We start from the raw sequence: 15096 nt of genomic DNA, 5'->3' as shown, positions 1-15096 counted from the left end.
CAATGTGACCCTGCTCATTTCTTGACAGTCTGCTAATCCTTACCTATACTCATAAGTAAGAATTAGTATGGAGGTAAGAATCATGCTGTCAACGGTTACATCCAAAGGACAGGTCACCATTCCGAAAGAAATTCGCGACCTCCTCCACATCCGCTCGAACGACAAGGTAGATTTTGTTCTGGATGGGGACAGGGTGCTGCTGGTGCCGGTCAAGACACTTCTGGATCTGCGCGGCGCCGTTCGGGCCAGAGGGAAAGGCGATTTTTCCGAGGAACGGGCGCGGGCCAAGACTGCCGTAGCGAAGCGGGTACGTGAGGAGATGAAATGACGACGTGTTTTGTCGATACCAACCTCTTTATCCGTTATCTGACCAACGACGATCCGGCAAAGGCCGAACGGGTAGAGCGTCTTCTCAAGGAGGCTGCCGCGGGGAAGGTGCGGCTGGTGACTGCGGAAATGGTGATTGCGGAGGTTGTCTGGGTGCTTGAATCGTCCTATGATCTGAAAAGCGCCGAGATTGCCCCGCTGATAAGGGCCATCCTTGCCACGTCCGGGCTTGACGTGCTCAATGCTCCGCTGGTAGCGCGGGCGCTGGAGCATTACGAGTCGAAAAACATAGATTTTATCGATGGCTACATCGCTGCGGTGATGGAAAAGCAGGGGATAACGGAGCTTTATTCATTTGATCGGAAGCATATATCCCGCATTCAGGCGATTTCCCGGAAAGAGCCGTAAATAAAGGTTTGGGAAAGGGAAGTTATAAAGAAGCCCCGGTCGGAAACGGCCGGGGCTTCTTATTACCAGTTTTTCCGAGATGCGCAAAATAGCGGCTAAAGACAACGTTCGGAATAAGAAGCATGTAATCTCCTTTTGACATTGATTAAAAGCCGGCTTATATTGCGCATTAATTGGTTTTCACCTGCGTAGGTGGCACTCCTGTGCGCCCCTTCAGCGGGAAAAACTTCAGACCAGGTTGTTGGCGAGAAACTTTTCAACATGCCCAAATGGCATGTTGGTCAATGTCGCTTTTATTTATAATTTGATAGGTTACGTCAATGTTATATTAAGGATCATATAGAGGTATCCAAATCTGGTGGGGTGTTGGCAGCGGCTGATTAATAACGAGTTGCATTGCTTATGTTTTTTCATGTTCACGGACTAAATGTTCCGTTTGGGTAGATCACCAGTTCACGCGCGCACGTGAAGCGGTCAATAACGAGTTTTAGGAAAAGAACTCAAAGAAAAGTTAAGGATTTCAAAAATGCAATTAATCAACACAAAATCAGTCGTCATTCCAATTTCACAATCATCTTTAGAAAAGAATACCAATGGCAAACTTTATGGTTCAGGCCGTACGGCAATTATATTTTCAAATATGGATACCAATGATCAAAGTGAATGGCTTCCGATAGTTAATGAACTAATTTCGGAAAAACATATGATCCTTACATATGATTATCTTCAGCATATGGATGATCAATCGAGAACACTAGAAGATGCGATTTCATTTGTTAAGACTTCAGGGGCAAAGAGAATCGTCCTAATTGGTGCGAGCAGAGGTGGTGTTGCATCCATAAAAGTCGCAGCAAGATCGATTGATAACGACTGTATAGTTGGTGTTGTCGCTCTTTCTGCTCCTATCAGTTATGAAGGATTCGTCTTTTATAATAATGATGAATTGTGCAAAATAAGAATACCAAAATTACTAATAAATTCTGAATCTGATGATGGGGCAGACGATACACGTAAAATGCATGAAATATTTATTGAGCCAAAAGAAACAATATTTTTTCCGGGAGATGCTCACGGGACAGAACTTTTTGCCAAAGAACGAGAATCATTAGTTGGAAAACTAAAAGACTTCATAGAGTCCGTGTCAGTAAATTGATTTTTTAGGAAACAAGTGAAACGCAAACTGAAACTGGCAACAAGAAAAGATGGCAACCCTTGACACGAGACATCACGAGTGTTTGCCGACAATCCCCCCGTTGTCTGCCTGATTATTTCCCCTATAGTCGCATCATCCATTTTAGCCATCAACGAGCGTTAGCATATTGTAACCTTTAAAATGTATGGTTCACTGTGTATGTATATCGTGAAAAATCGTATTGGGGATACGACACCCTGGTGAATGGACCCGCCGGGCCAGCCGTATGGGCAGATTACCCTGTATGTCAAAGGGTGACGCTACCAATTGAATGAGGCACTGGTGACCAGGACGCGGGAGACAATCTGCATGGAGAGCACAACCGGCCCCGGCTGGGAGGATTTACTGGAGACGCTGCGCCGGGAGCGGGGGGTAATCCTTCTTTTAGGCGCCACCGACAGCGGTAAATCGACCCTGGCCCGTTTTCTGGTTGCGGGCCTGACGGCAACCGGGCTTACTGTTGCCCTTGTCGACACCGACGTGGGGCAATCGGCCCTCTGTCTGCCGGGTACGGTGGGGGTTAAGCTCTTTCGCTCTTCGGCCGACCTGGCCGATTACCGCTGCGAGCAGTTCTCCTTCCTCGGCTCGGCCAATCCGGCCCGGCTCGTCCCCCGGCTGCTGGAGACGACCGGGCGGCTGACGGAGCTGGCCCGCAGCCGGGCAGAGGTCGTGCTCATCGACACAACCGGCCTGATCAGCGGCGAATTGGGGCGCGGCCTCAAGCTCGCCAAGATCCGCGTGACCTTGCCCGACCAGATCATTGCCCTGCAGCGGCGGGATGAGTGCGAGCCGATCCTCGGACAGCTCGACGAGCTGGTGATCCGCCGCATCCACCCCCATCCGGCAGCCCGGACCAGGAGCAAGGAAAGCCGCAGCCGGATACGCCGGGAGCGGCTGGCCGCCTATTTCGCGAATGCCACACCGGCGGAGATGCTCCTCCACGGGGACGAGGTCGAACTCTACCGGTTGGGGGAGCGGGTGAGCCTGAGGCACGAACAACTGGCCGCCGGCACGGTCATCGGCCTGAACCACGGGGATGAGACCCTTGGGCTCGGCCTGGTCATGGAGGCGGACCGGGAAGGAATCACCTTCCGCTCCCCCCTCGGGTCGCTCGCCGGGGTGAAGCGGGTGGTGTTCGGTGATGTGGCCCTCTAATACGCACGTCGTGCGGCGCGGGAGGGAAATATGGATATCGGGATCGGCTGTTGCGGCTTCCCCGTGGCGAGGGCAACCTATAAAATGATTAGCATGAACGTTGAAAGTACGGGAGGTTCCCATGCGTCTTCACACGGCCCTCTGGATTCTGCTGACACTGCCGCTCTGTCTGGCAGCCGCTTCAGGCTGCAGCGCAGCCCGGCCATTGGCGACCGACATCACACTGCCGGCGGGCTTCAGCATCGCCGTCTATGCCGGCAACGTGTCGGGTGCCCGCTCCATGGCCCTCGGCGCCAAAGGCACCCTGTTTGTCGGGACCCGCGACGAAGGAAAGGTGTATGCCGTCATCGACCGCAATGGCGACCACAAAGCCGATGAGGTGATCACCATTGCCAGCGGGCTGCGGATGCCCAACGGCGTGGCCTGCCGCAACGGTTCCCTGTACGTGGCCGAAGTCAGCCGGGTGCTGCGTTACGACAACATCGAAGAGCGGCTGAAAAATCCCCCCCGGCCCGTAACCGTCAATGCCTCCTTTCCGGACAAGAGCCACCACGGCTGGAAGTTCATCCGCTTCGGTCCGGACGGCAAGCTCTATGTCCCGGTGGGGGCCCCCTGCAACGTCTGCGAAGAGAAGGACCCGCGCTTCGCCACGATCATGCGCATGGATCCGGACGGCAGCCATCTGGAGATATTCGCCGGCGGGGTGCGCAATACGGTCGGTTTCGACTGGCATCCCCGGACCGGGGAACTCTGGTTCACCGACAACGGCCGCGACTGGCTGGGGGACGACCTGCCGCCTGACGAGCTCAATCGTGCCCCGCGGGCCGGACTCCATTTCGGTTTCCCCTACTGGCACGGGCATAACATCCCCGATCCTGAATTCGGCGAGAAGCGCAGCCGGGACCAGATCGTCCCACCGGAGAAGGAGCTGGGCTCCCATGTGGCCTCACTCGGCATGCGCTTCTATACCGGCACCATGTTCCCCGAGAGTTACCGCAACCAGATCTTCATCGCCGAGCACGGCTCATGGAACCGCAGCGAGCGCATCGGTTACCGGATAACCCTGGTCCGTCTCAAGGAGAACCGGGCCGTTTCCTACGAGACCTTTGCCGAGGGGTGGCTGCGTAACGGCAAGGTCAGGGGGCGACCGGTCGATCTGCAGGTCATGCCCGACGGCAGTATGCTCGTTTCGGATGACAACGCCGGCGCCATCTACCGGATCAGCTACCGGAAATGACCAGCCACCGGGAGTCTGTCGGACTTAGGGATCCGACTTGACTTCACAGCAAGGGTTATGAGACCTATCGTGCCGGCAGCGCTTTCGCCTAGCTGATGTACCTTACCCGGTGGTTCGAGAACAAACCCAGGTTCCGGTATATCCATTGGCTACTCTGCCCTTATTTTGTCGGGAATTCCGTGGACAGTAATTACATACTGCCAGGTGTGCACCTTTCGTGGCCGGGGGAACAATCCCCCGGCCTTTTTTTATCATACAACAATGATGACCAGCCGAAGGTATTGTTTCGGTGGTTAAACATATCAATGGTAGGGGCGAGGCTTGTCTCGCCCAATCGGGCAGGGCAGTCCCTGCCATACTTCAGTGTTTTACATGTTTAGCCACCGGAACAATATTCATTTTTTCAAAAACGGTAACATCTGTTAAGCTGTTGAATTATATCCGGTATTCGCTTATTGCACCCACCTTGTTTATCTAAAATAAAATTATTTACCAAAAATAAAATAATATGATTGACTTTTTTATCTAAAATAAAATATTTTATCTTTGATAAATAGGTTGATTGTAAAACAATGATCATCGTGATTTTTGCACCTGGGGGTCCACGGACATTGCGGTGCCCGTTATCGGTAAATGATTGATTTGATGGGGTAAGCATGCCTGACTACAATATCGGAGCCAAGATCAAAGAGCTCCGTCGTGCGATTAAACTGACTCTGCAGGATGTGGCCAATGAAACGGGGTTTTCTACTGCACTACTTTCCCAGATCGAAAACAACAACATTTCCCCCCCCATCGCCACGCTTGATAAAATTGCCCATTTTTTTGGTGTAAGAATCGGCCATTTTTTCATCGAGTCAGAAGAAGAATGCCCCTTTGAGGTTCTCAGGTGTAACGAGCGCACCGTTATTCCCAGGGTTGTCTCTCGGGACGGCAGCAACCATGGATATTTCTATGAATCCCTGTCTGTCCGCAAGAAGAACAAAAGGATGGATCCGTTCCTCCTTACGCTTAACGAAAAGGTCACAAACACGGATGTCTACAGCCACAACGGGGAAGAGTTCCTCTTCGTCACGAAAGGCACTGCCGAACTATTACTCGATGACCAGCGAATAGTTCTCAACGAAGGAGACAGTGTGTATTTCGATGCCAACCTCAAGCACCGCCTGCTTTCATCAGCGTGCGACGAAGTCAAGGTCATGGTCGTGGTCATGCGGTAGCATGGAAAACACTCCAATTCAACCCCGTATCACCCGCATTTATTGTTGAAATATCACACGTAACGAAAGGATGGTGAAGATGTCCCGGAAAGCGATTTTACCCGTACTGAAAAATCCTTTGAAGGCACCCAGTAAGATCGAATTCAACATCCCTGGCGAGATCTCCCGCGCAACAGGGGGGTACGAAGAGGCGATGCAGGAAGGGTACGACCTGATACGGCGCCCGATAAAATCGGTCAGCATCGATCAGATCGAGAAACAGCACTTCAAGAAACGTATGACCGTCTGGGAAAGGATCAAGGTCCTCACGGAGCAGGAGCCCAACATCCTGTTTCAGAACTGGGGAAAAAACCTCGATGGCGCGTCGCTGGTCACCGGCATCATCAACATCAACGGTCGTGATGTGGCCGTGTACGGACACGACTTTACCGTGCGCGCCGGCTCCATGGATGCCACCAACGGCAAAAAGCTGGCCCGCCTGTTCGAGATGGCCGGAGAAAACGGGATTCCCCTGATCGGCATGAACGACAGCGCCGGCGCCTATGTGCCGGCCGGCGTCGGCGGTCTTGACGGCTATGCAGAGGCTTTCACCGCGTTGCGCAAGATCAGCGGCGTTGTCCCCAGCATCATGTGCATGTTCGGCTTCAATGCCGGCGGTGGCAGCTACCTCCCCCGCCAGGGGAGCTTCGTCATCCAGCCCAAGGACACCTTCTTCGGTCTTACCGGTCCCGGTGTCGTCAAGTCGGTGCTGGGTGAGGACATTACCCCCGAGGAGTTGGGCGGACCAATGGTCCATGGCCAGTCGGGCGTTGCCGACCTCACCGTCGAGGACGAGGTTGCCGCCCTGAGAACCGCCCTCCAGTTGCTCAACTACCTGCCCGACAACAACGGTGTCCTGGCGCCATTTCAGGAGACGAGCGATCCCCTCGACAGGAAGACGTGGGAGATCAACACCCTGCTCAAGAAGGCCTTCAACTCACCCACCGGATTCAATACCCCCTTCGATGTGTCGATCATCATTCAGCAGATCTGCGATCATGGCGATTATTTCGAAATGCAACGGGATCGCGCCCGGAATGTCATTACCGCCTTCGGCCGCCTGGGTGGCAATGTCATAGGCTTTGTCGCCAACAACAGCGCGGTCGACTCCGGTCAGATCGATTGCGATGCGGCCTACAAGGTCGCCCGCTTCAATCGCTTCTGCAATATTTACAACATCCCGATGATCTTCATGGAAGACACCACCGGCTTCCTGCCGGGGCGCGAACAGGAGGCCCGCGGTATCGTCCAGGCCGGTCGTGCCATGCTTGACTCCATCGTCGACATCAGGACCCCCCGCATCCTGCTGATCCTTCGCAATGCCTACGGCGGGGCCTATGCCTCCTACAACAACTACCCGACCGGCGCCAATCTGGTCCTGGCCCTGCCGACAACCCGTCTGGCGGTTATGGGCCCAGCCGGAAAGGAGTTCGTCTACAAGGATGAGCTCCGCAAGCTGCGCAACGCTGTCGTCGAACGCATAAAACTGGGCATTCGGGAGCGCCTGGAGGCGGGTGCCGCTGAAGACGCTGCCAGAAACGATGCGGAAATGGAGGCCGCCGAGTGGCTGAAGAGTCAGGAAAGCGCTCTTAATCTACGCTATGAAAAGGAGTTGATGAATCCCAGGGAGGCTCTAAGCCTCGGGTCGATCTCCTCCCTGGTCATGCCTACCGATTTGCGCAAGGTTCTGGGGGAGAATATGAATTTCTTCCTCAGGCATTACAAGGCTGGACCGTTACAAGCCGTGCATCGTGAGTTTTATTGATTCTTAACTCCCCCCACCCCTCTCTTATCCTAAGAGGGGGAGCATTCCTCCTCCCCTTAAGGTAAGGGGAGGTCGGGAGGGGTTATGAAGCTCGAAAATCAGATAACCAATTGGAGAGAGAAACCAATGACGCAAGCCGCTGATTACTACCAGAACAATCCCCTGATCCACAGGGGGCGCCGCCTCGGCCAATCGCCCTCCGCGTGGGTACGCTCCTTTGCCTGCGAGGATCTGAAGCCGCTCATCGTCTGTCGCGGACCGATCCGTAAAGAGGCCATGGATGTCTATGCCGAGATGGGAATCAGCCATTTCGGGATACTTGTGTCCGAAAAGGATTCCATTGCCTACCCGCGGGCACTGGCGCCCGAGTTGCGTTCACTTACCGACTCGCGGCGCGTCCACCGCGTACCCGACTATACCGGCGCCAGCAAGGAGGAGCGTGTCGAGCGCATCAACCAGATCATCCGCATCGCCAAGGATAACGGTTACGATTCCATCTTCGCCGGCTACGGTTTCATGGCCGAGGATGGTGAGTTCGTGGACGCCATCGAAAAGGCGGGGCTCACCTTTATCGGCCCATGTTCGGCCACCCAGGACGGTGCCGGCAAGAAGGACGAAGCCAAACGGACCGCCCTCAATGTCGACGTCAGCGTCACCCCCGGTATTGACAATGTCACGGCCCGCACCCTGGCAAAAAAACACCCGAGCCGGGAGAAGCTTCTGGCACTGGTGAAGGCGGAGGGGCTCGACTGTGACCCGAAGCTTCGCAAGGATCAGATAATCTCCCTGGAGGATCTGGCTGACCATATCTTGTACGCATCCTATGCCAAGGGGATCGATCTGTTTTCGGTGGAGGAGCTCTGCGCGCAGGTTCAGCAGGAAGTGGCCGCCATGTTTACAAAATATCCCCGCAGCCGGGTCCGTCTCAAGGCGATCGGCGGCGGTGGCGGCAAGGGGCAGCGTATCCTCGGCGCAGCCCTGCTGACGGCCAAAAAGCTGGATGACACGACCATCCAACAGGCAGCCTCCGAGGCCCCGGGCCTTGTCCGCGAGATACTCAACGAGGTCAAGGCCAATGGCGTCGGTGACAACAAAAATGTCCTCGTGGAACTGAACATCGAGCAGACCCGCCACAACGAGATTCAATTGTTGGGTAACGGCGACTGGTGTATCGCTTTGGGAGGGCGCGACTGTTCACTCCAGATGCATGAGCAGAAGCTGCTGGAGGTATCCGTCACCCATGAGGGGCTGCTGGCCGCCATTGCCACAGCCGGGGCGGCAGGTAAACAGGCTGAGGTCAAGGCCCTTGAGAGCGACCTGAAGGTACTGCAACATATGGAAGAGGAGTCGGAGCGCTTCGGCAAGGCGGTAGGTCTCGATTCCGCCTCCACCTTCGAGTGTATCGTCGACCGCGACCGTCACTTCTTCATGGAGGTGAACACCCGGATCCAGGTGGAACACCGGGTCACCGAACTCTGCTACAGCCTGAAGTTCACCAATCCGGAAGATCCCGATGACTTCTTCGTTGTCGAATCCCTGGTGGAAGCAATGGCGCTCTTGGCACGGCACAAGAAGCGCCTTCCCAGGCCGGAGCGGATCGTACGCTTCAACGCCTCCGTCGAGGCGCGTCTGAACGCAACCGATGCCTCACTCTCCCCCAATGCCGGCGGCGTGATCCGCTACTGGTCAAAGCCGATTCAGGGCGAGGTCCGTGATGACCAGGGAATCAGCATGTTGAATCCCGACACCTGCCAGTTCATGAAATACAACGTGGCCGGCGCGTACGACTCCAATATCGCCCTGCTGCTGACCACCGGCAATGACCGCCTGGAAAGCTACGAGCGGCTGGCCGAGGTCATTCGCAGCACCACCATCAACGGTGACAACCTGGCGACCAATCTCGAATTCCACTTCGGCCTGGTCAACTGGTTCCTGGGCCGCAACGTAAATGCCAAGCCGACCACCCGCTTTGTCGTTCCCTACCTGACACTGGTGGGGACCCTCAAGGAGGAGGCCAACAAGCTGGATCCGCTATTTGCATTCGTGCAGATGAAGAAACAGTATGCCAAGCGCATTGAAGCGGCTTTTCCTTCCAATCCCCAGGCTGCAAGGCGCATGTCCCAAGTGCTTGACCGCAAGGGAATTCTGATTACCCGACCCATGGAGCGACTGCTGGGCAACCCGCACCTGCTCTCTGGCTGGCTGAGCATGAACACCAAAAACTTCCGCCTCGAAAAGGGCAAGATCGTCTGGCTGAGAAATCCACTGGGGGTTCTGAGCGAAACATACGAATTCCTGCACATGTCGTATCGTCCCCACAAGCCCGCAGCGGACAATATTTGGGACCACGACAATGAACTGCTCCAGGAATCGCTCGACTTCTATCGCACCCTGCGTGAACATTTCGGGCTTGCCCGGGACGAGTACTTCAAGCTCAACGACATACTGAAGCAGGAGGAGCCACAGGGGGGATTCGACGAGGATACCTGGGGGCAGATACGCTCCGCCCACTTTGGCTACGAAGCCGGTCTCGAACTGCTCGGCATGCTGTTCCTGATTGGTGAAAACGTGAAATTCTGGGAGCTGCGTGTCGAGGAAGATCTGGAGATAACCATTCCCGACTACCTTACCGACCCCGACCTGCAGGCGCGGATGAAGAAGGTGCTGGTACCGCCACCGGCAACCAGGGCCGACGAGATCGTTGCTGCCTGCGGCGGCATGTACTACAGCCAGGAAGCTCCGGGTATGCCTCCGTTTGTCACCGAAGGGATGCATTTTGAAAAGGGGCAGCCGCTCTATATCATCGAGGTCATGAAGATGTTCAACAAGATCTGCGCCCCCTTTTCCGGAACCATCGACAAGGTCATCATGCAGGGGGGCGACGGCACCATCGTCCAGAAGGGGCAACCGCTCTTCAAGATCACGCCGGACGAGATCTTCGTGGATGTGGACCCCATCGAGGTTGAGCGTCAAACACGCACACGGACGACCGAGTACCTCAACGCCGTGTTGTAGCCGCGAAAATAATTTCGTTAACGCACTTATCCCGTTTATCAGTCTCTTACGACTTGAGTCGTTACAATATGTGAGCAAAGTGTTCAAGCAAGACAGATATTGGGATTCCGGCTTGTCCGGCTTAGGGTTAGGCCGCTTCAGAAAAAGCATTTCAACAAGGAGAAACCATGAACATTCACGAGTACCAGGCAAAAGCAATTTTGAGAGAGTTTGGTGTCCCAGTTCCCGACGGGCACGTCTGTTACAACGGCGCCAGCGCCCGCGAATGGGCCAAGCGCCTGGGCGAAGGTCCCTGGGTGGTCAAGGCCCAGATCCACGCCGGCGGACGCGGCAAGGGGGGCGGCGTCAAACTGGCCCGTACTGCCGACGAAGTGCGCAAAATAGCCCGAGACATGCTCGGCATGACCCTGCGTACCCACCAGACCGGCCCCGAAGGAAAGGTCGTCACCCGGGTGCTGGTGGAAAACGGCTGCAACATCGCCAATGAACTGTACGTCAGCCTGGTGGTCGACCGTGGCAGCTCCAGGGTAACCGTCATGGCCTCCACCGAAGGCGGCATGGACATCGAAGAAGTTGCCGCCCAAACCCCCGAGAAGATCTTCACCGAAACAGTAGATCCCCTGGTCGGCCTGACCGCATTCCAATGCCGCAAGATCGCCTTCAGCCTGGGACTGGGCGGAAAACTGGTGAACAAGGCCGTCTCAGTGCTTCAAGGTCTCTACAAGACCTTTATCGCCTGCGACTGCTCCATGCTGGAGATCAACCCCCTGGTGATCACCGCCGAGGACGAGCTGCTCGCACTGGACGCCAAATTCGGATTCGACGACAACGCCGTATTCCGTCACCCCAAGCTCGGCGACATGCGAGACTACGACGAAGAAGACCCCAACGAAGTCGAAGCCTCACAGCATGACCTCTCCTACATCTCCCTCACCGGCAACATCGGTTGCCTGGTCAACGGCGCCGGCCTGGCCATGGCCACCATGGACATCATCAAGCATTACGGCGGCGATCCGGCCAACTTTCTCGACGTCGGGGGCGGAGCCACCATCGAGCGCGTCACCGAAGCCTTCAAGATCATCCTCTCCGACAAAAACGTGCAAGGGATACTGGTCAACATCTTCGGCGGCATCATGAAATGCGACATCATCGCCACCGGCGTCGTCGAAGCCGCCAAGCAGGTTTCCCTCAACGTACCGCTGGTGGTACGATTGGAAGGAACCAACGTAGCCAGGGGCAAGGAGATCCTGGCAGAAAGCGGTCTCAACATCGTTGCCGCCGACGGCATGGCCGACGCAGCCCAAAAAATCGTCCAGGCCGTGGTAGCCTGCTAAGGAGAGAGAGCAATGAGCATTCTGATCAACAAAGACACCAAGGTCATCACCCAGGGGATCACCGGCGCCACCGGCCTGTTTCATGCGCAGGGAGCCCGCGAATACGGCACACAGATGGTCGGCGGCGTAACCCCCGGCAAGGGGGGCACAACCATAGACGGCTTTCCCGTATACGACACGGTCAGGGAGGCCGTTCTGCAAACCGGCGCCACCGCCTCCGTCATCTACGTCCCGCCACCCTTTGCCGCCGACTCCATCATGGAAGCAGTCGACGCCGGCATCGAACTGGTCTGCTGCATCACCGAAGGCATCCCCGTCCTGGACATGGTCAAAGTCAAGCAGTACATGAAGGGGAAAAAGACCCGTCTGGTCGGTCCCAACTGCCCCGGCGTCATCACCCCCGGCCAGTGCAAGATCGGCATCATGCCCGGCTATATCCACAAACCCGGCAAAATCGGCGTCGTCTCCAGAAGCGGCACCCTGACCTACGAAGCAGTCTGGCAGCTGACCAGCCTCGGGCTCGGCCAGTCCACCTGTGTCGGCATCGGCGGAGATCCGGTCAACGGCACCAATCACCTGGACGTACTAAAGATGTTCGAGGCAGACCCGGACACCGAAGCAGTCATCATGATCGGCGAGATCGGCGGCACCTCCGAGGAAGAGGGGGCCTACTTCGTAAAAGAGCACATGACCAAGCCGGTGGCGGCCTACATCGCCGGGGTCACCGCCCCTCCCGGCAAGCGCATGGGGCATGCCGGGGCGATCATCTCCGGCGGCAAGGGCACGGCAACGGAAAAGGTGGCGGTGCTGGAAGAGTGCGGCATCAGCGTTGCGGCCAGTCCGGCCGAGATGGCCCAGGCGCTGTTGAAGATCTATAAGCCGTAAGGCAGGCCCAGCCACATAACCCCTCCCGACCTCCCCTTAACTTAAGGGGAGGAGAAAATCACGCGGTTGTCCCCCCTCTTAAGTTAAGAGGGGGCTGGGGGGAGTTATGAAATGCCTCTATATTAGGCAAGATTTTACAAAAATAACGATTGGGGAGAAAGCATATGAGCAAAAAAATGGACGCCCTTGACTATCATTCAATCGGGCGTAAAGGGAAAATAGAAGTAATCTCCACCAAACCGTGCCAGACAGCCGCCGATCTGTCGCTGGCCTATTCTCCGGGCGTGGCTGAACCCTGCCTGGCCATTCAGCAAAATCCCGAAGATGCCTACAAATACACAGCCAAGGGGAACCTGGTCGCCGTCGTCTCCAACGGCACCGCCGTCCTCGGCCTGGGGAATCTCGGCGCCCTTGCCGGCAAGCCGGTCATGGAAGGGAAGGGGATACTCTTCAAGCGCTTTGCCGACATCGACGTCTTCGACATCGAACTGGACACCGAAAATCCAGATGAGATCATCAAGGCCTGCCAGCTCTTGGAGCCGACCTTCGGCGGCATCAACCTCGAGGACATCAAGGCCCCGGAGTGTTTCTACATCGAAGAGACCCTCAAGAAAACCATGAATATCCCGGTCTTCCACGACGACCAGCATGGCACCGCCATCATCTCCTCGGCAGCACTGCTGAATGCACTGCACCTGGTTGACAAGAAGATCGAAGACATCCGCATTGTGGTAAACGGGGCAGGCGCAGCGGCCAACTCATGCGCCAAGCTGGCTATCGCCCTCGGGGTTAAGCCGAACAACATGATCATGTGTGACACCAAGGGGGTCATCTACAAGGGGCGGGTTGAGGGGATGAACCCTTACAAGGAGCTCTTTGCCGCCGACACCCACTTCCGCACCCTGGAGGAGGCCGCCGACGGGGCCGATGTCCTGTTCGGCCTCTCGGTCAAAGGAGCCTTTACCCCCGAGATGGTAGCCAGCATGGCCCCCAATCCGGTTATCTTCGCCATGGCCAACCCGGACCCGGAGATCACACCGGAAGCGGCCCTTGCCGTCCGCAGCGACGTCATGATCGCCACCGGCCGCTCCGACTATCCCAACCAGGTCAACAACGTCCTCGGTTTCCCCTTCATCTTCCGTGGCGCCCTGGATGTGCGCGCCACCTGCATCAACGAAGAGATGAAGCTGGCCGCAGTCAAGGCCCTGGCAAAGCTGGCCCGCGAAGAATGCCCCGACTCCGTCTGCAAGGCCTATGGCAACCAGAAGTTCGTATTCGGCCCCAACTACATCATCCCCAAGCCGTTCGATCCGCGCGTGCTCCTGCACGTGGCGCCGGCCATCGCACAGGCGGCCATGGACAGCGGTGTTGCCCGCCAGCCGATTGAAGACATGGCCAAGTACATCGAGCATCTGGAGAAAACCCAGGGCAAATCAAAAGAGATCATGCGCATGATCATCAACAAGGCCAAGAGCGATCCGAAGAAAATCGTCTTCCCGGAAGGCGAAAACGAGAAAATTCTCCGGGCCGCCAAGGAACTGGTGGAGGAAGGAATCGCCAGGCCGGTCCTGATCGGCGACCGCACCAAAATCCTGCAAAAAATGGCTGAACTTGCTATCGAACTGGACGTGCCGATCATCGATCCTGCCGACTCGGAACTGACCGAGAAGTATGCCGCGGAACTCTACCAGGTTCGGCAGCGTAAGGGGCTTACCCTCTCCGAGTCACAACGCATTCTGCGCCGCAAGTCGCGCACCCATTTCGGTTCCATGATGGTCCGGATGGGCGACGCCGACGCACTGCTCGGCGGCATTGACACCCATTATCCCGAGACGATCCGACCGGCGCTGGAAGTTGTCGGCAAGCAGCAAGGTTTGTCGAGCGTTCATGGTCTTTACATGATGGTTTCCAGGAAGGATGTCTATTTTCTGGCCGACACAACCGTCACCATTGACCCGACTGCCGAGGAACTGGCAGAAACTGCCATCCTCGCCGCCGAGAAAGTGCGCATGCTCGATCTTGAACCACGGGTCGCCATGCTCTCCTTCTCCAACTTCGGCTCGGTCAAGCATCCCCAGGCACTCAAGGTCAGGCGGGCAGTGGAGATCGTCAAGGAGCGTGCGCCGGAGCTGATCGTCGAAGGTGAAATGCAGGCCGATACGGCCGTCGTTCCGGAGCTGCTCGAAGGCTTCACCTTCTCCAAGCTCAAGACAAATGCCAACATCCTGATCTTTCCCGATCTCAACTCCGGCAACATCTGTTACAAGCTGCTCCATCACCTGGGCGGCGCCGAGGCGATCGGCCCGATCCTGATGGGGATGAACAAACCGGTCCATGTTCTGCAGCGGGGGGACAGCGTGGATGACATTGTCAAGATGGCGGCGATTGCCGTGGTGGATGTGCAGAATATCTGAACCGATGTACCGTAGGGGCGGGGTCTTCCCGCCCTTTTTTGGCGGAGCCTTCCCGCCCTTTTTTGCCCATGCAACAAGGGCGGGGAGACCCAGGGCGGGGAGACC

Annotated in this window: 11 protein-coding genes; all 11 read left to right on the top strand. The window is 56.4% G+C overall.

What is annotated here, in order from left to right; translation table 11 throughout:
• The first annotated feature begins 82 nt into the window (after positions 1 to 82).
• The 11 genes from GURA_RS17820 to GURA_RS17770 all read left to right on the top strand — a co-directional run bounded on the left by GURA_RS17820 (position 83) and on the right by GURA_RS17770 (position 14991).
• Positions 83 to 328 carry an AbrB/MazE/SpoVT family DNA-binding domain-containing protein gene (locus tag GURA_RS17820; RefSeq protein WP_011940308.1) on the top strand — a complete coding sequence of 82 codons (246 nt, stop codon included), beginning with the start codon at positions 83 to 85 and terminating at the stop codon, positions 326 to 328.
• Positions 325 to 735, top strand: coding sequence for a PIN domain-containing protein (locus GURA_RS17815; RefSeq protein ID WP_011940307.1), 411 nt, complete (start codon positions 325 to 327; stop codon positions 733 to 735). The genes GURA_RS17820 and GURA_RS17815 overlap by 4 nt, the downstream gene beginning before the upstream one ends.
• Before the next feature lie 526 nt (positions 736 to 1261).
• Positions 1262 to 1888 carry an alpha/beta hydrolase gene (locus tag GURA_RS17810; protein ID WP_011940306.1) on the top strand — a complete coding sequence of 209 codons (627 nt, stop codon included), beginning with the start codon at positions 1262 to 1264 and terminating at the stop codon, positions 1886 to 1888.
• A 321-nt stretch (positions 1889 to 2209) separates the two neighbouring features.
• A complete protein-coding gene (locus tag GURA_RS17805; RefSeq protein WP_157046244.1) occupies positions 2210 to 3082 on the top strand; it encodes a Clp1/GlmU family protein in 873 nt (290 codons plus the stop codon).
• A gap of 121 nt (positions 3083 to 3203) precedes the next feature.
• Positions 3204 to 4319 (top strand): PQQ-dependent sugar dehydrogenase, encoded by a 1116-nt coding sequence (locus GURA_RS17800; protein WP_011940304.1) that lies wholly within the window; start codon positions 3204 to 3206, stop codon positions 4317 to 4319.
• Positions 4320 to 4975: 656 nt separating this feature from the next.
• Positions 4976 to 5539 carry a helix-turn-helix domain-containing protein gene (locus GURA_RS17795; protein ID WP_011940303.1) on the top strand — a complete coding sequence of 188 codons (564 nt, stop codon included), beginning with the start codon at positions 4976 to 4978 and terminating at the stop codon, positions 5537 to 5539.
• Between the two features lie 79 nt (positions 5540 to 5618).
• Complete coding sequence (locus tag GURA_RS17790; RefSeq protein ID WP_011940302.1) at positions 5619 to 7343, top strand: acyl-CoA carboxylase subunit beta; 1725 nt, start codon at positions 5619 to 5621, stop codon at positions 7341 to 7343.
• Between the two features lie 126 nt (positions 7344 to 7469).
• Entirely contained in the window at positions 7470 to 10358 is a 2889-nt protein-coding gene (locus GURA_RS17785) for an ATP-binding protein (RefSeq protein ID WP_011940301.1), read from the top strand.
• Positions 10359 to 10525: 167 nt separating this feature from the next.
• On the top strand, positions 10526 to 11692 hold the full coding sequence (gene sucC / locus GURA_RS17780) for an ADP-forming succinate--CoA ligase subunit beta (protein ID WP_011937100.1): 1167 nt from the start codon (positions 10526 to 10528) through the stop codon (positions 11690 to 11692).
• Positions 11693 to 11704: 12 nt separating this feature from the next.
• On the top strand, positions 11705 to 12577 hold the full coding sequence (sucD, locus tag GURA_RS17775; protein WP_011937101.1) for a succinate--CoA ligase subunit alpha: 873 nt from the start codon (positions 11705 to 11707) through the stop codon (positions 12575 to 12577).
• A gap of 164 nt (positions 12578 to 12741) precedes the next feature.
• Entirely contained in the window at positions 12742 to 14991 is a 2250-nt protein-coding gene (locus GURA_RS17770; protein WP_011940300.1) for an NADP-dependent malic enzyme, read from the top strand.
• Positions 14992 to 15096 lie beyond the last annotated feature (105 nt).

This window comes from Geotalea uraniireducens Rf4 (genome assembly GCF_000016745.1).
GTDB lineage: Bacteria > Desulfobacterota > Desulfuromonadia > Geobacterales > Geobacteraceae > Geotalea > Geotalea uraniireducens.
The sequence above is the reverse complement of the archived record's forward strand: the minus strand, read 5'-3'. Positions and strand labels throughout refer to the sequence as shown.